20 protein-coding genes are annotated in these 19,674 nt (G+C 64.1%); 10 read left to right on the top strand and 10 right to left on the bottom strand.

Annotation, left to right across the window (positions count from 1 at the left end):
* Positions 1–37: 37 nt before the first annotated feature.
* The 7 genes from C4K40_RS03025 (at position 38) to C4K40_RS02995 (ending at position 5,314) form a co-directional block, all read left to right on the top strand.
* Complete coding sequence (locus tag C4K40_RS03025) at positions 38–586, top strand: hypothetical protein (RefSeq protein ID WP_022642002.1); 549 nt, start codon at positions 38–40, stop codon at positions 584–586.
* Between the two features lie 162 nt (positions 587–748).
* Entirely contained in the window at positions 749–1,381 is a 633-nt protein-coding gene (locus C4K40_RS03020; protein WP_022642001.1) for a TetR family transcriptional regulator, read from the top strand.
* A gap of 267 nt (positions 1,382–1,648) precedes the next feature.
* Positions 1,649–2,149, top strand: a complete 501-nt coding sequence (gene ureE, locus C4K40_RS03015) for an urease accessory protein UreE (protein ID WP_022642000.1) — start codon at positions 1,649–1,651, stop codon at positions 2,147–2,149.
* The gene (locus tag C4K40_RS03010) at positions 2,146–2,820 is read left to right on the top strand and encodes an urease accessory protein UreF (protein WP_053132313.1); all 675 of its coding nucleotides are present in this window, start codon (positions 2,146–2,148) and stop codon (positions 2,818–2,820) included. The genes ureE and C4K40_RS03010 overlap by 4 nt, the downstream gene beginning before the upstream one ends.
* Positions 2,821–2,844: 24 nt before the next feature.
* Positions 2,845–3,459, top strand: coding sequence for an urease accessory protein UreG (ureG, locus tag C4K40_RS03005; RefSeq protein WP_022641998.1), 615 nt, complete (start codon positions 2,845–2,847; stop codon positions 3,457–3,459).
* Between the two features lie 34 nt (positions 3,460–3,493).
* Positions 3,494–4,066, top strand: coding sequence for a HupE/UreJ family protein (locus tag C4K40_RS03000; protein ID WP_053132316.1), 573 nt, complete (start codon positions 3,494–3,496; stop codon positions 4,064–4,066).
* Between the two features lie 108 nt (positions 4,067–4,174).
* On the top strand, positions 4,175–5,314 hold the full coding sequence (locus C4K40_RS02995; protein WP_053132318.1) for an AGE family epimerase/isomerase: 1,140 nt from the start codon (positions 4,175–4,177) through the stop codon (positions 5,312–5,314).
* A 25-nt stretch (positions 5,315–5,339) separates the two neighbouring features.
* Here the strand turns inward: C4K40_RS02995 and C4K40_RS02990 are convergent, their stop codons facing one another.
* From C4K40_RS02990 to C4K40_RS02940, 10 genes are all read right to left on the bottom strand, one after another.
* Complete coding sequence (locus C4K40_RS02990; protein ID WP_031320729.1) at positions 5,340–6,245, bottom strand: cation diffusion facilitator family transporter; 906 nt, start codon at positions 6,243–6,245, stop codon at positions 5,340–5,342.
* Positions 6,246–6,519: 274 nt separating this feature from the next.
* Positions 6,520–7,287 (bottom strand): SDR family oxidoreductase, encoded by a 768-nt coding sequence (locus C4K40_RS02985; RefSeq protein WP_053132321.1) that lies wholly within the window; start codon positions 7,285–7,287, stop codon positions 6,520–6,522.
* A gap of 626 nt (positions 7,288–7,913) precedes the next feature.
* Positions 7,914–8,105 (bottom strand): hypothetical protein, encoded by a 192-nt coding sequence (locus C4K40_RS02975; protein WP_124421258.1) that lies wholly within the window; start codon positions 8,103–8,105, stop codon positions 7,914–7,916.
* Positions 8,106–8,111: 6 nt separating this feature from the next.
* Positions 8,112–8,828 carry an ABC transporter ATP-binding protein gene (locus tag C4K40_RS02970; protein ID WP_022641911.1) on the bottom strand — a complete coding sequence of 239 codons (717 nt, stop codon included), beginning with the start codon at positions 8,826–8,828 and terminating at the stop codon, positions 8,112–8,114.
* Complete coding sequence (locus C4K40_RS02965) at positions 8,825–9,697, bottom strand: ATP-binding cassette domain-containing protein (protein ID WP_022641910.1); 873 nt, start codon at positions 9,695–9,697, stop codon at positions 8,825–8,827. Before C4K40_RS02965 ends, C4K40_RS02970 begins: the two co-directional genes overlap by 4 nt.
* A complete protein-coding gene (gene livM, locus C4K40_RS02960) occupies positions 9,694–10,989 on the bottom strand; it encodes a high-affinity branched-chain amino acid ABC transporter permease LivM (RefSeq protein WP_053132324.1) in 1,296 nt (431 codons plus the stop codon). The genes C4K40_RS02965 and livM overlap by 4 nt, the downstream gene beginning before the upstream one ends.
* Before the next feature lie 2 nt (positions 10,990–10,991).
* Positions 10,992–11,906 carry a branched-chain amino acid ABC transporter permease gene (locus tag C4K40_RS02955; protein WP_022641909.1) on the bottom strand — a complete coding sequence of 305 codons (915 nt, stop codon included), beginning with the start codon at positions 11,904–11,906 and terminating at the stop codon, positions 10,992–10,994.
* Positions 11,907–12,068: 162 nt separating this feature from the next.
* A complete protein-coding gene (locus C4K40_RS02950) occupies positions 12,069–13,205 on the bottom strand; it encodes a branched-chain amino acid ABC transporter substrate-binding protein (protein ID WP_022641908.1) in 1,137 nt (378 codons plus the stop codon).
* Positions 13,206–13,567: 362 nt separating this feature from the next.
* Positions 13,568–14,851, bottom strand: a complete 1,284-nt coding sequence (locus C4K40_RS02945; protein ID WP_031320728.1) for an FAD-binding oxidoreductase — start codon at positions 14,849–14,851, stop codon at positions 13,568–13,570.
* A 74-nt stretch (positions 14,852–14,925) separates the two neighbouring features.
* On the bottom strand, positions 14,926–16,416 hold the full coding sequence (locus C4K40_RS02940; RefSeq protein ID WP_022641906.1) for an aldehyde dehydrogenase family protein: 1,491 nt from the start codon (positions 16,414–16,416) through the stop codon (positions 14,926–14,928).
* Positions 16,417–16,586: 170 nt separating this feature from the next.
* Between C4K40_RS02940 and C4K40_RS02935 the strand changes: the two genes are divergently transcribed.
* The 3 genes from C4K40_RS02935 to nadE all read left to right on the top strand — a co-directional run bounded on the left by C4K40_RS02935 (position 16,587) and on the right by nadE (position 19,654).
* The gene (locus tag C4K40_RS02935) at positions 16,587–17,480 is read left to right on the top strand and encodes a LysR family transcriptional regulator (RefSeq protein ID WP_022641905.1); all 894 of its coding nucleotides are present in this window, start codon (positions 16,587–16,589) and stop codon (positions 17,478–17,480) included.
* 128 nt (positions 17,481–17,608) lie between these two features.
* Positions 17,609–18,823 (top strand): nicotinate phosphoribosyltransferase, encoded by a 1,215-nt coding sequence (gene pncB, locus C4K40_RS02930; protein WP_022641904.1) that lies wholly within the window; start codon positions 17,609–17,611, stop codon positions 18,821–18,823.
* Between the two features lie 3 nt (positions 18,824–18,826).
* The gene (nadE, locus tag C4K40_RS02925) at positions 18,827–19,654 is read left to right on the top strand and encodes an ammonia-dependent NAD(+) synthetase (protein ID WP_022641903.1); all 828 of its coding nucleotides are present in this window, start codon (positions 18,827–18,829) and stop codon (positions 19,652–19,654) included.
* Positions 19,655–19,674: the final 20 nt, after the last annotated feature.

Genomic DNA, 19,674 nt, shown 5'->3' with positions numbered 1-19,674 from the left:
ACCCAGTTTTTCGCCCTCCTAAGGAGCACCCCCTATCATGAAACGCCACATCCTCTTGAGCCTGACCTTATCCATCCTGGCCGCCAACGCCTTCGCCCTGCCCGCCGCCGAACAGGCCACTCCACAGGTCCAGGCCAGCCATAGCAGCGTGTTCACCCAGACCCTGGCCGAAGGTGGTTCGGATCGCCTGATCGAGCGCAACAAGGTCGCCGCCGATGGCTATGATCGCACCCCACAAGGCCAGAGCGTTGCCGAAGATGGCTACGACCGTACTCCACAAGGTCAAAACGTAGCCGAAGGCGGCCGTGATCGCCTGGAAGAGAAAGGCCTGGTCGAAGATGGCTACAGCCGCACTCCACAAGGCCAGACTGTTGCCGAAGGTGGCCGCGATCGCCTGGAAGAGAAAGGCCTGGTCGAAGATGGTTACAGCCGCACTCCACAAGGCCAGACCGTTGCCGAAGGCGGCCGTGATCGCCTGGAAGAAAAAGGCCTGGTCGAAGATGGCTACAGCCGTACCCCACAAGGCCAGACCGTTGCCGAAGGCGGTGCCGATCGCCTGGCCGAACGTCATCAAGCTGCGAGCTGAGGCCATGTTGGCCCAGAAAAAAGCCCGGTCCCTGGATCGGGCTTTTGACTTTCCAGCGCAGCAATCCCACCCCCGGCCTACCCAGGCCTGACGCCAGTTCGACTCGGGCAAAGTTGATTTGCTAGAGTGCCCCGCTCTCCCAAGCGAAGAATTCCCTTCCAGATGCTGCCCCGCGCCGAACAGAAGCAACAGACCCGCAACGCCCTGATGGATGCCGCCCGGCACCTGATGGAGGGTGGTCGTGGTTTTGGCAGCCTGAGCCTGCGGGAAGTGGCCAAGGCCGCCGGCATCGTCCCCACTGGTTTCTACCGGCATTTCAGCGACATGGACCAGCTTGGCCTGGAGCTGGTCAGCGAAGTGGGCCAGACCTTTCGCGAAACCATCCGCCTGGTCCGCCATAACGAATTCGTCATGGGCGGCATCATCGACGCGTCGGTGCGCATCTTCCTCGATGTAGTGGAAGCCAAGCGCGTGCAGTTCCTGTTTCTCGCTCGCGAGCAATACGGCGGCTCGTTGCCGGTACGCCAAGCCATCGCCAGCCTGCGGGAAAACATCAGCTCGGACCTGGCCGCCGACCTGGCGCTGATGCCCAAGCTGCAGCACCTCGATGTGGCCGACCTCAGCGTCATGGCCGACCTGGTGGTCAAGAGCGTGTTCGCCACCTTGCCGGACATCATCGATCCGCCGGTCCAGGCCTTGCCCGAACACCTCACGCCCCAGGCGAAGATGACCCAGCAACTGCGCTTCATCTTCATCGGGCTCAAGCACTGGAACGGCTTGGGCAGTACCGAGTAATTCCCCCCACCACTGCGCCAGATCTCCCCCGCCCTGCTCTGGAGCAGGCCTTTGCGCCTGCCCGTCAAACAGGCACCGGATTGCGGCAAAAACATTTGCAGCGCACCAAGCCAGTGCTATAAATCAGCTCGGCGCAGCAATTTGTAACAAGATGAAACAAGGTTTTGCCCCTTTTCCAGGCGCAGTACCAGGGGTTTTCCTTTCCTTCGAGCGATTGGCAAGGCCCTTGCTCAGGCTTGTGCATCGTTCATAGCTGGAAGCTTTCCGATGCTGGTGATCCATCGCCGAACCACCCCCCAGGCCTCCTGGTCCGCTGAACTGCACCTGACCTATGAAGCGCGCAGCAAGAGCCGCCTGCGCTGCTTCAGCGTCGAGGGCGAGGACGTCGGCCTGTTCCTGGAACGTGGCCAGCCACCGCTACATGATGGTGAATTCCTGGTCGCCGAGGACGGGCGCGTCGTCAGGGTCTGCGCCCGCGCCGAGACCCTGCTGCATGTCACCTGTGGCAATGCCCTGGAACTGACCCGCGCGGCCTATCACCTGGGCAACCGCCACGTGGCCTTGCAAGTGGGTGATGGCTGGCTGCGGTTGCTGGACGACTACGTGCTCAAGGCCATGCTCGAACAACTGGGGGCCAGCGCCAACGTCATCGAGGCGCCATTCCAGCCCGAGCATGGCGCCTATGGGGGCGGACACCATCACTCCCATCACGGCGATGCGGACTTCAACTACCCGCCACGCCTGCACCAGTTCGGCGCTCGCCCGTGAACCCGGCCTGGGCCCTGTTGCGCCTGGCCAGTCCGCAACTGCCCATCGGTGGCTACAGCTATTCCCAGGGCCTGGAGATGGCGGTGGAACAACAGCGGGTGCATGACCCTGACAGCGCCCGGCGCTGGATCGGCGACCAGTTGCTGCTCAACCTGGCGCGCTTCGAGGCCCCGCTGCTCTGGGACCATTGCCTGGCCGCAGCGGAGCAGGACTGGCAGCGCCTGCACCAGCTCGGTGAAGAGCATCGGGCCAGTCGTGAAACCCGCGAGCTGTACCTGGAGAGCCGGCAAATGGGCTACTCCCTCAAGCAACTGCTCGAAGGCCTGCCGGAACTGGACGCCGGCGCCCGACAAATGCTGGCGCGACAGGACGAACCGCACCTGGCCCTGGGCTGGGCCCTGGCCGCCCGTGCCTGGCAAATCGCCCCGCGCGATGCCCTGGCCGCCTGGCTTTGGAGCTGGCTGGAGAACCAGCTGGCAGTGCTGATGAAGACCCTGCCCCTGGGCCAGCAGGCCGCCCAGCGCCTGACCAGCGACCTGCTGCCACTGCTGCAACAGGCCCAGCAGCAGGCCACCACACTTGATCCCCAACACTACGGCAGCGCCGCCTTCGGCCTGTCCCTGGCGAGCATGGCCCATGAGCGCCAGTACAGCCGCCTGTTTCGTTCCTGAGGGCCCGTCATTTTGGAGAAGCACATGAATACACAACCCTTGCGCGTCGGTATCGGAGGCCCCGTGGGCTCCGGCAAGACCGCCCTGACCCTGGCCCTGTGCCTGGCCCTGCGCGAGCGCTACAACCTGGCGGTGGTGACCAACGATATCTACACCCGCGAAGACGCCGACTTCCTGGTGCGCAACCAGGCCCTGGCACCGGAACGGATCATCGGCGTGGAGACCGGTGGCTGCCCGCACACCGCCATTCGCGAAGACGCCTCGATCAACCTGGAGGCCGTGGATCAGCTGAACCGCCGCTTCCCGGGGCTGGACCTGATCCTGGTGGAGTCCGGCGGCGACAACCTGTCCGCTACCTTCAGCCCGGAACTCTCGGACCTGACCATCTACGTGATCGATGTCTCGGCCGGCGACAAGCTGCCACGCAAGGGTGGCCCCGGCATCTGCAAATCCGACCTGCTGGTGATCAACAAGATCGACCTGGCGCCGCTGGTCGGCGCCTCCCTGGACCTGATGAACAGCGACACCCAGCGCATGCGTGGCGGCAAGCCGTTCGTCTTCAGCAACCAGAAAACCGGCCAGGGCCTGGCGGACATCATCGCCTTCATCGAACGCCAGGGCCTGCTGAGCGCAGCCTGAACCCAACCTCGACCCTCGAAAAGGACAGCGATCCATGACCTTCCAACGCATCCTCGGGGCCCTGGCCCTGCTGCTGGCTCCCACCCTGGCCCTGGCCCACCCCGGCCATGGCGACAACGGCCTGGTGGCCGGCATCGGCCATCCGCTCGGCGGCCTCGACCACCTGCTGGCGATGGTCGCGGTAGGCCTGTGGGCCGCCCAGCAACAAGGCGTGGCCCGCTGGGCGCTGCCCTGCACCTTCGTCGGCACCATGTTGCTGGGTGGGCTGCTGGGTTTCACCGGCCTGCAACTGCCAGCCCTGGAAAGCGGCATCGCCGCCTCGGTCCTGGCCCTGGGCCTGGCGGTCGCGCTGGCAGTACGCCCGCCGCTGGCCCTGGCCATGGCGGCCACAGCCTTGTTCGCCCTGTTCCATGGCGTGGCCCATGGCCTGGAACTGCCGGAGATGTCCAGCCCCTGGGCCTATGCCGCAGGTTTCGTGGCCGCCACCGCGGCGCTGCATGCCGCAGGGTACGCCCTGGTGCGAGCGCTACCGCGGACCGCCGCGCCCCTGGTGCGCATGGCCGGCGCGGCCTCTGCCGCCGCCGGCGTGTGGCTGCTCGCCGGTTGAAACCCTCAGGTCGCAGCCGCCGCGGTGGCTGCGACGCAGGGCCAATCGGCACGGCCTTCTCTGCTAACATGTCGCGCATTCAAACCTGCCGTTAGAAGACGCCAGCCAATGCTCGATGTATCCCGCCCTACCCCCTCGCCAGTCGCCAACGCTGTGTTCCAGGCCGTGCAGCAGCATTTTCACAAGGTGATCGTGCCCCTGTGGCAAGGGCCGGGCTGGAACCCGCAACTGGCGCTGCCCTACGAGGCGCTAGACACCGAGCACCAGCCCCTGCCGCCGCAGCGCTATCGGGCCATGGCCTGCGCCCGACAGTTGTACGTGTTTTCCCAACTGATCGGCGAGGCCAGCGCGCCCTTCGCCGCGGAGCGCGCCGCAGCACTGTTCCGCTCGCTGCAACGGCATTTCCACGATGCCGAGCACGGCGGCTGGTTCTACAGCATCGACCCCGAAGGCGCGCCGCTGGACCGGCGCAAGGACCTCTACACCCACGCGTTCATCGTCTTCGCCTGCGCCCACTACTGGGCCAAGGTCCGCGAACCGCTGGTGGAGTCGACACTCAATGCCGCCCTGGAAGTGGTGGCCCAGCGTTTCGCCCAGGGCGAGGGGCTCTACGAAGCCAGCCTGGGCGAGGATTGGTCCTTGCTGGGCAGCGGTCCGTTGCAGAACCCCTCGATGCACCTGGCCGAGGCCTTCCTCGCCACCCTCGCGGCCCGTGACGATGCCTCGGTGGAGGCAGCCTTGCTCGAGTTGTGCCAGGCCATGCAGCAGCACTTCATCGAGCCACAGCAGGGCGTGATGATGGAGAAACCCCTGGGGGCTGTGGATAACTGGTTCGAGCCAGGACACCAGTTCGAGTGGTATTTCCTCCTCGCCTCCTCGCCCCTGCTGCGCCAGGGGCCGCTGCACGCCTGCCTGGAACGGGCCTTCGTCCTCAGCGAACGGCTGGGGGTCGATCCCCAGAGCGGCGCGGTATGCGCGATGCTCGAACTGCCCCCCCAGGCCAGCCCCAGGGATGCCACCCAGCGTATCTGGGCCCAGGCCGAATATCTGCGCGCGCTGACCTTGCGCACCGATGGCCAGGCCTTCCTGGAGCGCCAGCTACAGGCGCTGCAAGGCAACTTCCTGCATGCCGGCGGCTGGCACGAATGCCTGGACGCCAATGGCGCGGTCAGCCGCCAGGACATGCCTTCGACCACGCCTTATCACCTGGCCACCTGTTATCAGGCCCTGGCTGGCTACTTCGGCTGAAACGCCTGGCCGGCCCACAGGCCGGTCAGGCGATCCACTTGCGATCGCCGGTGAAGCTGATGGTCAGCCAGCGTGCGGCATCGGCTCCGCCCAACTGGCGGGAGATGTCCTCGCGCAAGCGGTCCAGGGTTGCGACATCCTGTAGCGGATAGCCGGCCGGCAGCACCACGTGGATCTCGATGAAACGCGCCCGGCCGTGCTTTTGCACATAGCTGACATAGTCCTCGAAACCATGGGTGGCCTTGGCTTGTTCCATCACTGTGCGCACGGTCTCGTCCAACTGGTCGGGAGCGATGCCCAGCACCTCGCGCAAGGCCGGGCGCAGGATCTTCAGGGCTGGCGCCAGCATGCTCAGGGCCAGGGCGATCAGGATCAGCGGGTCGACATACACCGCCCACTGGTCATGGCCGTAGTGTTTGAGCAACAAGGCGCAGAGGAAGCTCACCAGCAGGCCCACCGACAGCATGGCGTCCACCAGCCAGCTGATGTTGTCGAACTGGATCAACGACGACTTGAGCTTGCGGTTGCGATGGCGCACGTAGAAGAAGTAGGCGAACTCCACCACGGTGAACACGGCGGCGTAGACGATCACCAGCCCAAGCTCGATTTCCCGGCCCCCATTGATGATGCCGAACACACCGTTGAGAAAGGCGTAGATGGCGATCAGCAGCAGGAAGCTGCCCTCGATCAACAGCACCATGGGTTCCAGGTGCCAGAAGCCGAACTGGAAGCGCTGGTTGCCCGGCTTGGTGATCAGCCTGGCGGTGATCAGCATCAGCACCTTGATGAAGGTGGCGATCAGGGAAAAGAAACCATCGAACAGGATGGATTGGGCGCCAGAAACAAAACCTGTGGCGATACCGGCGATCGCCACGGCGAACATCAGTACGGTCGATTGCTTGAGCAGAGCCTGCTCACCTCGGTTACTCACGATTCCTCCCACGGAACTTGGAAAACACCGCCTCGATACAGCGGCAGTACAAATTTAGGGGAGGAATTCTAGCGTGCCTCGGCTTCGGCAAGCTGAAACGAATCAGCTTATATATTTCCGCGTGCGTCCAGCCTCGCTGCGAGGCTGTGGATAACGGCTGTCGCTGGGCATGATCATGAGCGCCGTGCAAGGTCCCGCGGACCTTGGCGCAGCCTCGCCAGCTCAGCAGCGCCAAAAGTACCGCGCACTGCCCGCGAAGCTGCACCGTGGCAGGTCAGGCCTTGGCGTTGCGGTCGATGGCGAAACCGGCCCAGGACTGGCTGACCGGCATCAGTTCCAGGCTGTTGATGTTGACGTGGGCCGGGGTGTTCATGACCCAGAAGATGGTCTCGGCGATGTCTTCGGGCTGGATCGGCTCGGCGCCGGCGTAGGTAGCGTCATAACGGGCCTGGTCGCCGGCGAAGCGCACCAGCGAGAACTCGCTTTCGCACAGGCCCGGCTCGATGTTGGTCACCCGTACCCCAGTGCCCTGCAGGTCGCAGCGCAGGTTCAGGGAGAACTGTTTGACGAAAGCCTTGGTGCCGCCATACACGTGGCTGCCAGGGTATGGGTAGTTCCCAGCGACGGAGCCCAGGTTGACGATCCCGGCACCACGGCCATGGGCGATCAGCCGCGGCAGCAGCAGGCGGGTGCTGTACATCAGGCCCTTGATGTTGGTATCGACCATGGTGTCCCAGTCGTCCAGGTCGCACTTGGGCGCCGGATCCGTGCCCAGGGCCAGGCCGGCGTTGTTGATCAGGCCGCGCAGCTTGGCGAACGTCGGCGGCAGGTTGTCGATGGCCTGTTCCATGGCCTTGCGGTCTCGCACGTCCAGCACCAGGCCATGGACTTCGGTCTGCTTGGAGAGCTCCGCGCACAAGGCATCGAGGCGCTCCTGGCGGCGACCGGTCAGTACCAGCGACCAGCCGGCCTCGGCAAAGCGCCGGGCACAAGCCTCGCCGAAACCGGAAGTCGCGCCTGTGATGAACAGAGTGGAAGTCATGGTGTTCTCCTTGCTGGGGGCGGGCCGCCATTTCAATAAAAAAACGTTTCGCAGCATGCCCGGCCCGGCCTCGGGCGGCAACCGGCCCTGTACCCAGGAAGCTTCATGGCCACAGCGCCCGCAGTCGCTGTGGATATCCCCAGGTGCCTGTACAAAAAACAATCACCAGGCGCAAAGCCAGGCCCTGCGTGGCCTGTAGCCAGGTGCGCGCACCTTATCCACAGGCCGGTCCACAGTCTTTGGGGGCAACTGGCAAATACTCCAGGCCACGATCCACAAGGCCTGCGCGGGCACAGGCAAAGTTTTTCCCTTGACCTGGGCCGGCCGTCCGTGCGGCCGCAGCCTGAAAAGATGACCGAACGGTCAAACAATAGAAGGCCAGAGGCCAGTAACCACGCCGCCCCGGGAGTTCTTTCCAGAGTTTAATCACAGACTTATCCACAGGCTTGTACAGGGCTTCGCCCACCGCCTGCTGCGACAATAAAAAGGTTGACAAAGCCGTCCTGAAGATCGCCAAAAGCCACTGATCAAAAAACCAACGATTGCCTGCAAGCCACGTCCTGCAAGGCTTTCAGCCAGCTACTCCCACGTTACCCACAGCCCGTTCCACAACAAACGGGGACAACTCAAAACGGTGGAAAAACAACCGTTTGCGGCATCTTCATGCGGCGTTTTGGCAACTTGCCCAAGAGGTTTTCCACAATTGTCGGACGCAAATCAGCACCCTCCTCACAGCCAACCCCGGAAATCAGGCTGAACCTGCGGGTGTGGATAAAAAAGGCCCCGCCGGCGCGAACCGGCAGGGCCTTTTCATCCACAGCCGGTCAGTGACCGCCCAGGTAGGCGTTGCGCACCTCCTCGTTGACCAGCAGTTCCTTGCCGCTGCCGCTGAGACGGATCTCGCCGTTGACCATCACGTAGGCGCGGTCGGACAGCTTGAGCGCATGGTTGGCATTCTGCTCCACCAGGAAGATGGTCATGCCGCTGGCCGCCAGCTCCCGCAGGGTGGCGAAGATCTGCTTCACCACGATCGGCGCCAGGCCCAGGCTCGGTTCATCCAGCAACAGCAACTTGGGCCGGCTCATCAAGGCCCGGGCGATGGCCAGCATCTGCTGCTCGCCGCCGGACATGGTCATGGCCCGCTGGTTGCGCCGCTCCTTGAGCCTGGGGAACAACTCGAACATGCGCTGCATGTCCTCGCTCGCGTACTTGTCGCCGATGGGAATGGTGCCCATCAGCAGGTTTTCCTCCACGGTCATGTCGGGGAACACCCGGCGCCCTTCAGGGGACTGGGCGATGCCGTTGGACGCGATGTAGTGGGACGACTTGCGGGTGATGTCCACACCGCGATAGAGGATCTGTCCGGACTCGGCCCGGGGCTGGCCGAAAATCGACATCAAGAGGGTCGACTTGCCAGCGCCGTTGGAGCCGATCAGGCTCACGGTTTCCCCTTCGTCGATGTGCAGCGAGACCTTCTTCAAGGCCTGGATCGGCCCGTAGTACACATCCAGGTCCTTGAGCTCGAGGATAGGTTGAGTCATGCCAGTTCCTCTTCGTCGGCACCAAGGTAGGCGGCGATCACCTTCGGATCGTTGCGGATCGCCTCCGGCCCGCCTTCAGCGATCACGTTGCCGTGGTCCAGTACCACGATATGGTCGGAAATGCTCATCACCATGCCCATGTCGTGCTCGATCAACACCACGGTCAGGTCATGTTCGTCGCGCAGCAACCGGATCATCGCGCTCAGCGCCTCGGTTTCCTGGGGGTTGAGGCCCGCGGCCGGTTCGTCGAGGCAGATCACCTGCGGCCGCGTGCACATGGCCCGGGCGATCTCCAGGCGCCGCTGCTGGCCGTAGGACAACTCGCCGGCCAGGCGGTTGGCGCAGTCCACCAGGTCCACCACTTCCAGCCAGTAGAAGGCCTGGTCCAGGGCATCGCTTTCCGCCTTGCGATAGCCCCTGGTGTTGAGCACTCCCGCCAGCAGGTTGCGATTGACCCACATGTGCTGGGCGACCAGCAGGTTCTCCACCACCGACATTTCCCGGAACAGGCGGATGTTCTGGAAGGTCCGCGCCAGGCCGGCCCGGTTCACCAGGTGGGTGCCGCCGAACATCTTGTAGTACAGGCGGCTGGAGAAGTTTTTCGGCGACACGAAGTCGCTGGCCCGGAACGGCTCGCCCAACAGCTTGATGACGTTGGTCTGCTGGCCCCGGGTATTGAGTTCGATGCGGCCCCCGGATGCCTTGTAGAAACCGGTGAGGCAGTTGAACACCGTGGTCTTGCCGGCACCGTTGGGGCCGATCAGGGCGAAGATCGAGTTGCGCTTGACCTTGAGGCTGACATCGCTGAGGGCCTTGATGCCGCCGAAATGCATCATCAGGTTCTCGACCGAAAGAATGTATTCGCTCATGGTGCGCTCCTTGGGGTCAAAACGCCTTTGCGCGGGGTCACCCCGGTGCGGCTGATGCGGATCAAGCCCCGCGGCCGCCAGATCATCATCAACACCATGAGGATGCCGAACAGCAGCACCCGGTATTCGGAGAAGCTGCGCAGCAGTTCAGGCGCCACGGTGAGCACGAATGCGGCGATCACCACGCCCACGGTGGACCCCATGCCCCCCAGCACCACGATGGCGAGGATCAGCGCCGACTCGAAGAAGGTGAAGGACGACGGGTTGACGAAGCCCTGGTAACTGGCGAAGAACACCCCGGCCAGGCCCGCGGTGGAGGCACCCAGGGTAAAGGCCGAGAGCTTCACCAGTACATGGTTCAGCCCCATGGCGCGGCAGGCGATCTCGTCCTCGCGCAAGGCTTCCCAGGCCCGGCCCACGGGCATGCGGGTCAGCCGATGCTTGATGTAGAGCACCAGCAGCACCACCAGGAACAGCACGATGTAGATGAACAGGAACTTCAGGTTGGGGTTGTATTCCAGGCCGAAGAACTCATGGAACGGCACTCCACCGTCCTTGGCCTTGCGTCCGAACTCCAGGCCCAGGAAGGTCGGCGACGGCACCGGCATGCCGTTGGGACCACCGGTGAAGGACAGCCAGTTGTTGAGCACCAGGCGGATGATCTCGCCGAACCCGAGGGTCACGATGGCCAGGTAATCGCCATGCATGCGCAACACCGGGAAGCCCAATATGCACCCCGCCAGTGCCGCGGCGATCGCCGCCAGGGGCAGCACCGTCCAGAAGCCCAGGCCCAGGTACTGGTAGCCCAGGGCCAGGCCGTAGGCGCCGATGGCGTAGAACGCCACGTAGCCAAGGTCCAGCAGCCCGGCCAGGCCCACCACGATGTTCAGCCCAAGGCCCAGCAGCACGTAGATCAGGCCGAGGATCACCACGGTCAGCAGGTACTTGTTGGCGAAGAACGGAAAGACGATGGCGATCACGATCAGCGCCGGAATGATCCAGCGCAGCCGCGATTTGTAGTCCGGCGCCAGCACATGCACGCCCGAGCCGCTGCTTTCGAAACCCTGGAGGATCTTCAGCCCGCGCGGGGTCTGCAGGAACAGGCTCAGGGCCAGGCGCCCGGCCATGACGATGGCCACCAGCCAGGCGACCCGGGTCGGTTCCAGGTTGAAACTGTAGCCGTCCAGGACCACGCCCACGATGGGGCCGAACACTATCAGCGAGATCAGCCCGGCGAGCACGGCGTCGACGACGCTCTTCTTGATGTCGATCGGTTTATTGGCAGCAGACATACTTACACCTTCGCCACGAGTGGGCGACCCAGCAGGCCTTGGGGACGGAAGATCAGGATCAGCACCAGCAGCGAGAAGCTGAACACGTCTTTGTAGTCGGAGTTGATCAAGCCGGAGAACAACGACTCGGAGATACCGAGGATGATCCCGCCGAGCATGGCCCCGGGCAGCGAGCCAATGCCGCCGAGCACCGCGGCGGTGAAGGCCTTGATGCCGATGACGAAGCCGGCGTAGAAGTCGAAGGTGCCGTAGTTCATGGTGATCAGCACCCCGGCCAGGGCGGCCATGGCCGCGCCGATGATGAACACGTAGGAGATCACCCGGTCGGTGTTGATCCCCAGGATCGAGGCCATCTTGCGGTCTTGCTGGGTGGCCCGGCACATGCGCCCGAGCTTGGTGTACTTGATGATGTAGGTCAGCAGTGCCATGCCGGCGAAAGCCGCCACCAGGATGAAGATCTTGGTGTAGGTCAGTTGCACGAAGCCACTGCCGATATCCACCTTCCAGGCCCCGGCCAGCAGGGTGGGCACGCCCTGCTGCTTGGCGCCCTGGCTGATCTGCGCGTAGTTCTGCAGGATCAGCGAGATGCCGATGGCGCTGATCAGCGGTGCCAGGCGGGTGGAGTTGCGCAGGGGCTTGTAGGCGACGCGCTCGATGACCCAGCCGTAGATCCCGGTGACCACGATGGTGAAGATCAGGGTGCCGAGGATGAGTAGCGGGAAGGATTCGATGCCGAAGTAGGCCAGCAAGGCCAGGCTGATTGCCGCCAGGTAGGCGGAAATCATGTACACCTCGCCATGGGCGAAGTTGATCATGCCGATGATGCCATAGACCATTGTGTAGCCGATGGCGATCAGACCGTAGACGGACCCGAGGGTCAGTCCGTTGATCAGTTGCTGCAGGAAAATACCATCCATAACGCAATCTCACGGACTTGAGAGACGGCACAGGGCGTCGACGCCGGACAGGGATCACCCATCCGCGCAACACGTCCGTTGTGCAGCTCTACGAGAAAAGGCAAGTACTGCACGAGTACGGACCGATACCAGGGGGCCGGTATCGGTCCGTGCGGACTCATGTCACTTCTGTTTTTCCAGCTGGTGGTATTTGCCGTCCTTGTCCCACTGGTAGACCACGTAGTCGGAGACCTTCAGGTCGCCCTTGGCGTCCCAGGTCTTCTCGCCCATCACGGTCTTCACCGGATTGGCCTTGAGCCACTTGGCGGCGTCCTCGCCCTTGTTCGACTTGGCGCCATTGAAGCCGGCGGCCAGGGCCTGGATCGAGGCGTAGGCGTACAGGGTGTAGCCCTCGGGCTCGGTGCCGGCCTTGCGGAAGGCGTCCACCACGGCCTTGCTGTCCGGCAGCAGACGTGGGTCGGCGCCGAAGGTCATGTACACGCCATCGACGTACTGCGGGCCACCGGCGGTGGTCACCAGCTCGTCGGTGACGATACCGTCGTCGGACATGAACTTGACGTCCTTCAGGCCCTGCTCGCGCAGTTGGCGCACCAGCGGGCCGGCCTCGGGATGCAGGCCGCCGAAGTACACCACGTCGGCACCGGCGGCGCGGATCTTGGTCACCACGGCACTGAAGTCCTTCTCGCCCCGGGTCAGGCCCTCATACAGCACCGGGGTCACGCCGCGCTTGGTCAACTGCGCCTTGGTGGCGTCGGCCAGGCCCTGGCCGTAGGTGTCCTTGTCGTGCAGTACCACGACCTTCTTGCCCTTGAGCACATCGATGATGTAGTCGCCGGCCACCACACCTTGCTGGTCGTCACGCCCGCACATGCGGAACATCGCCGACAGGCCACGCTCGGTGACCTGGGGGTTGGTGGAGCCCGGAGTGATGGCAATCACCCCGGCGTCGCTGTAGACCTCGGAAGCCGGGATGGTCGACGAGGAGCAGAAGTGCCCGACCACGCCGGCCACCTTGTCCTGGTCCACCAGGCGGTTGGCCACTGCGACCGCCTGCTTCGGCTCGCAAGCGTCATCGCCCTTGACCAGCACGATCTTCTCGCCGTTGACCCCGCCCTTGGCGTTGATTTCGTCAGCCGCTGCCTGTGCACCCTTCATGTACTGCTCGCCAAATGCCGCGTTGGCGCCTGTCATGGGACCCGCTACGCCGATCTTCAGGTCGGCTTGAGCAAACGCAGAAACACCCAGCGCAGTTGCCACTGCGAGGGCCAGGAAGCCTTTCTTGTAAAACGTCTGGGACATGAGGTGATGCTCCAAGGTTTTTTTAGTTGGCACTGCGACTTACATCAATGCTCAGAGCAAGCGCCGTGCCAGTGGTTTTTTATTCTTAGAAAAGTCGCTGTCTTATTGTTATTTCGACTGTTTCGAGCCCATTTTCATTGGGCGTGCAACCGTCTAAACCGCGGAAGGTAAAACCCTGTTTTCCAGTGGGCGCAACCCACTCGTGCCATCATTGCAACCGCGACACAATTCAACGTGCAACCCTCTTGTAACAGCCTGCGTCACCGAACTGCACACCAGTGGTGCGCAACTGCTACGAGCCGCACCACTACAGGCTAGTCGCTGCATCGAAAAGCGTCGTCAATGGCTGTGCATTTCCTCATTCAGATAACGATTCGCAGGCATTGGCCGGCGTGGTAGAGAGAGAACCCGGCCTCGTACAGGCAACTGCGCAGGGCCACGCCAGGCAACGGCTGCATGGGCGCAAAGGGGATCGGCAAGGCCTGCGGGTCGCCATTGCACAGGTAGTCGGCGAAAGCCTTGCCGACCACGGTGCCGGTGGTCACCCCGCGGCCGTTGTAACCGGTGACGGCCACCAGCCCCGGGGCCGGCTCGAACAGGCGCATCAGGTGGTCGGGGGTGAAGGCGATGCAGCCGGTCCAGGTGCACTCCCACTCCACTGGCTTGAGGTAGGGGAAGTAATGCTGTTGCACCCGGTCGGCCCAGGCCTTGAGGAACCACAGGGGCTTCTGGTTGCCATTGCCCAGGCTGCCCAGCAGCAACCGGCCCTCGGCATCCCGGCGGATGCTGCTCAGCACCTGGCGGGTATCCCAGGAACCCTGGCCACCGGGCAGGATCTGCTGGGCAGCCTCTTCGGTCAGCGGCACCGAGGCCACCTGGTAGTAGTAACCCGGGAAGAAATTGCGCCGCAATTCGGTCCAGTCGCCCTCGGTGTAGGCGTTGGAGGCGATCACCACCTGCTCGGCCAGCACCGAACCCTGGTCGGTCTGCACCGACCAGCGCTGGCCCTGGCGTTCCAGGCGGGTTACCGGCGAATGATCGAACAGCCGGCCACCCAGGTCGGCCGCGGCCTTGGCCAGGCCGCTGACATAGGCCATGGGGTTGATGGTCCCGGCCCGGCGATCGAGCAAGGCCGCGGCGATCTTCCTGGTCCCGGTGGCGGTTTCACAGGCCGCGCCGGTGAGCAACTCCACCGGCGCGCCCCGACGCTTCCATTGCTGCTCGCGGCTGCGCAGGTCGGCCTCGCCCCGGGCGTTGTGGGCCATGTGCAAGGTGCCTTCGCGGCGCAACTGGCAATCGATGCGGTACTTGTCCACCAGGCTGAACACCAGCGATGGCGCCGCACCGAGCATGCGATTGAGCTGGCTGCCGACTTGTTCGCCGAAGCCGGCCTCGATCTCGTCCGGTGGAATCCACATGCCGGCATTCACCAGGCCGACGTTACGCCCCGAGCCCCCCTGCCCGGCACGCTGGGCCTCCACCACGCACACCCGCTTGCCCTGCTCCAGCAGATGCACCGCCGCCGACAAGCCGGTGAAGCCGGCGCCGATGATGCAGACATCCGCCGTCTGCTCGCCCCGCAGCGGTGCGTGGTCAGGCCTTTGCGGAGTCAATCGTTCCCATAGACATTGTTCTTGTAGTGCCATCGCCAACTCCGAAATCAACCCACATGGACCAACCGCCCCTGGCACGCCTGGCCGGCAGGCGTGCCGCGCGGGGCTCAGTCGAAGGTAATGCCCTGGGCCAGCGGCAGCTCGCGGGAGTAGTTGACGGTGTTGGTCTGGCGACGCATGTAGCCACGCCAGGCATCGGAGCCGGACTCGCGCCCGCCGCCGGTTTCCTTCTCGCCACCGAAGGCTCCACCGATTTCCGCACCGCTGGGGCCGATGTTGACGTTGGCGATGCCACAGTCGCTGCCCACCGCTGACATGAAGCGCTCGGCCTCACGCACATCGGTGGTGAAGATGCACGAGGACAGGCCCTGGGGCACGGCGTTGTTCAGGCGCAAGGCCTCATCGAAGTCCTGGTAGCCGATCACGTAGAGGATCGGGGCGAAGGTCTCGCTGCACACCACGTCGCTCTGCTCGGGCATTTCCACGATCGCCGGCGACACGTAGTAGGCGTTGGGGTACTGGTCCTGCAACTGGCGCTGGCCGCCGAACACCCGCCCGCCCTCGCTCAGCGCCTGCTCCAGGGCATCCTGCATGGCCTCGAAGCTGTGCTTGTCGATCAGCGGGCCGACCAGGTTGCCTTGCAGCGGATGGCCGATGCGTACCTTGGCATAGGCGGTCTTGAGGCGAGCGACGATCTCTTCCTTCACCGATTCATGGGCGATCAGGCGGCGCAGGGTGGTGCAACGCTGGCCGGCGGTGCCGACGGCGCTGAACAGGATCGCGCGCACGGCCATGTCCAGGTCGGCGCTGGGCCCGAGGATCATGGCGTTGTTGCCACCCAGTTCGAGAATGCTGCGGGCGAAGCGCGCGGCGACCTTGGGCGCCACTTCACGGCCCATGCGAGTGCTGCCGGTGGCGCTGACCAGGGCCACGCGGGGATCGTCCACCAGCGCCGCGCCGGCATCGCGACCGCCGATGATCACCTGGCTCAGGTATTCGGGGGCGTCATGGAAGTTCTTCAGCACTCGCTCCAGCAAGGCATGGCAAGCCAGGGCGGTCAGCGGAGTCTTTTCCGAGGGCTTCCAGATCACCGGGTTACCGCAGACCAGGGCCAGGGCGGTGTTCCAGGACCAGACCGCCACCGGGAAGTTGAAGGCGCTGATCACCCCCACCACCCCCAGTGGATGCCAGGTTTCGCGCATGTGGTGGCCGGGGCGCTCGGAGGCGATGGTCAGGCCATAGAGCTGGCGCGACAGGCCGACGGCGAAGTCGCAGATGTCGATCATCTCCTGCACTTCCCCCAGGCCTTCCTGAGTGATTTTGCCGGCCTCCCAGGACACCAGCTCGCCGAGGTCGGCCTTGTGCTCGCGCAGCACCTCGCCGAACTGCCGCACCAGCTCGCCACGGCGAGGGGCCGGGACATTGCGCCAGAGGGCGAATGCATGCTCGGCGCGACTGACCTGCTGCTCCACTTCGGCGGCCCCCTGCCAGTTCACCGCGGCGATCCGGCTGCCGTCGATGGGCGAATGCACAGGGTGTGCGCCCGACTGGTAGAGGGCCGGGTTCACGCCCAGACGATCAAGCAATGCGGCAACCATGGGTGACTCCTTACAGGTGGCAAGCGAAAGACCAGGACCGCCGTGGCGGTCGTCGAGACCTGTAGTTGTAGCTGGCCACAGACTTGCCAACAAACGACCTTTAAGCGAGATATCATTCCGTTTATTCATGCTGGGCCGGCATCCAGCACCGATAAGAACAAGGACAAGCCATGCTGAACAAACGCTACCTGCCGTCGATCACGGCCCTGCAGTGCTTCGAGGCCGTGACCCGGCACCTGAGCTTCACCCGCGCGGCCGAGGAGCTGAACCTGACCCAGAGCGCGGTGAGCAAGCAGGTGGCGCAGCTGGAAGAGCTGCTCCAGCACTTGTTGTTCCGCCGCGTGCGCCGGCGCCTGCAGCTGACCCCGGCCGGCGACCTGTACCTGGTGGAAGTGCGCAAGATCCTCACCCAGGTGGAGATGTCCACCCACTACCTGCGCTCCTACGGCGGCGAGACCGAAGTACTGCGGGTCTCCACGCCCTATACCTTCGGCGCCCGCTGGCTGGTGCCAAGGCTCAAGGGCTGGCGCCTGCGCCACCCGCACATCCACCTGGACCTGTGCAACGAACAAGAGCCCGACGAACTGCTCCAGGGCCATAGCGACCTGGCGTTCTACTTCGGCCAGGGCGCGCGCCCCGGCACCGAGAGCCTGAAGCTGTTCAGCGAGGAATTGGTGGCGGTATGCGCCCCCGACAGCCTGCCGGCCGAACCGCTCACCGATCCCCGGCAACTGGCCGACCTGGTGCTGCTGCAGAACGCCTCGCGGCCCCAGGGCTGGCACGAGTGGTTCGAGCAGCAGGGCTACCAGACCGAGCACAGCTATCACGGCCCGCGCTTCGAGACCTTCTACATGTGCATCCGCGCCGCCCAGGTCGGCTGCGGCGTGGCCCTGCTGCCGCGGTTCCTGGTGGAGGAAGAACTGGCCGAGGGCAAGCTGGTGATCGCCTGGGAGTACGCCATGCCCAGCCAGGATGCCTACTACCTGGCCTACCCCGAGCATGCGGCGGAAGTGCCCAAGGTTCGCGATTTCGTGCGCTGGATGCTGGAGCGGATCGATCCGTAGTTCCCCGACTTCAGCCCCGGGCCGAAAAAACACTGGCAAAGCCCAAGGCGTCTATGCGCCACTAGCGCCTTCACTGAAAGAGCTGAGTGCCGCACCTGTCAGTCGCGGCCAGCATGGAGATTCCCGTTATGAGCGAGAGTGTGTTTGCCGATCGCATCGTGCAGAACCTGCTCGACACCGACTTCTACAAACTGACCATGATGCAGGCGGTGCTGCACAACTACCCCAACGCCGAGGTGGAATGGGAGTTTCGCTGCCGTAACAGCGAGGATCTGCGGCCCTACCTGGCGGAGATCCGCTATCAGTTCGAGCACCTGGCGGAGTTGAGCCTGAGCCCCGACCAGCTGGGCTTTCTCGAGCGCATCAGTTTCCTCAAGGCGGATTTCCTGCGCTTTCTCGGGCTGTTCCGCTTCAACCTGCGCTACGTGCACACCGGCATCGAGAACGGCGAGTTGTTCATCCGCCTGCGTGGCCCATGGCTGCATGTGATCCTGTTCGAAGTGCCGATGCTGGCCATCATCAGCGAGGTGCGCAATCGCTACCGCTACCGGGAAACCCAGCTGGTGCAAGCCCGTGAGCAGTTGTATCGCAAGTTCGACTGGCTGACCGCCAACGCCAGTAGCGAGGAACTGGGCGAACTGCAGGTGGCCGACTTCGGCACTCGCCGGCGCTTTTCCTATCGCGTCCAGGAGGAGGTGGTGAATGTGCTCAAGCATGACTTCCCCGGGCGTTTCGTCGGCACCAGCAACGTGCACCTGTCCCGCGAGCTGGGCATGAAGCCCCTGGGCACCATGGCCCATGAATGGATCATGGCCCACCAGCAGCTGGGGCCACGGTTGATCGACAGCCAGATCGCCGCCCTCGATTGCTGGGTCCGCGAGTACCGGGGCCTGTTGGGCATCGCCCTGACCGACTGCATCACCACCGATGCGTTCCTGGGGGATTTCGACCTGTTCTTCGCCAAACTGTTCGACGGCCTGCGTCATGACTCGGGGGACCCGATCCTCTGGGCGGAAAAGGCCATCGCCCACTACCACAAGCTGGGCATCGACCCGATGAGCAAGACCCTGGTGTTCTCCGATAGCCTGACCCTGCCGCGCTCCCTGGAGATCTTCCGGACACTGCGCGGGCGGATCAATGTCAGCTTCGGCATCGGCACCAACCTGACCTGTGACATCCCCGGTGTGGAGCCGATGAGCATCGTGCTTAAAATGGCCGCCTGCAATGGCCAGCCCGTCGCCAAGATCTCCGACGAAGCGGGCAAGACCCATTGCAAGGACCCGAACTTCGTCGCCTATTTGCGCCACGTTTTCCAAGTACCTGCCCTACCTGGCAAGGAGTGAATCATGCAAGCCGTACAGCTTGAGATTGCGCAGCAGCTCAAGGTCCAAGCACCTTTTCCCGACCACGCCGCCCTGGAAGCGGAAATCGCCCGGCGCGTGCGCTTCATCCAGGACTGCCTGGTCAATTCCGGCCTCAAGACCCTGGTATTGGGCATCAGCGGCGGGGTCGACTCGCTGACCGCCGGCCTGCTGGCCCAGCGGGCCATGGTCGAGCTACGTGCCAGCAGTGGCGACCAGCGCTACCGCTTCATCGCCGTGCGCCTGCCCTACGAGACCCAGTTCGACGAGCATGACGCCCAGGCCGCCGTGGACTTCATCAACCCCGACGAGCGCCACACGGTGAACATCGGCCCGGCGGTCAAGGCCCTGGCCAATGAAGTGGCGGCCTTCGAAGGCCAGCACGCGGTATCCCGGGACTTCGTACTGGGCAACACCAAGGCGCGGATGCGCATGGTCGCCCAGTACACCATCGCCGGCGCCACCCAGGGCCTGGTGATCGGTACCGACCATGCCGCCGAGGCCGTGATGGGCTTCTTCACCAAGTTCGGCGACGGCGCCTGCGACCTGGCCCCCCTGAGCGGCCTGGTGAAAAACCAGGTGCGCGCCATTGCCCGGTATTTCGGGGCCCCCGAGTCGCTGGTGGAGAAGATCCCCACCGCCGATCTCGAGGACCTGTCGCCGGGCAAGCCGGACGAAGCCTCCCATGGCGTCACCTATGCCGAGATCGATGCCTTCCTGCACGGCCAGCCAGTGCGCGAGGAAGCCTTCAAGACCATCTGCGACACCTATCGCAAGACCCACCACAAGCGGGTCATGCCCTTCGCGCCCTGAGCGCCAGGCACAAAAAAGCG

It is taken from the genome of Pseudomonas sp. CMR5c (assembly GCF_003850545.1).
Classification (GTDB): domain Bacteria; phylum Pseudomonadota; class Gammaproteobacteria; order Pseudomonadales; family Pseudomonadaceae; genus Aquipseudomonas; species Aquipseudomonas piscis.
The sequence above is the reverse complement of the archived record's forward strand: the minus strand, read 5'-3'. Positions and strand labels throughout refer to the sequence as shown.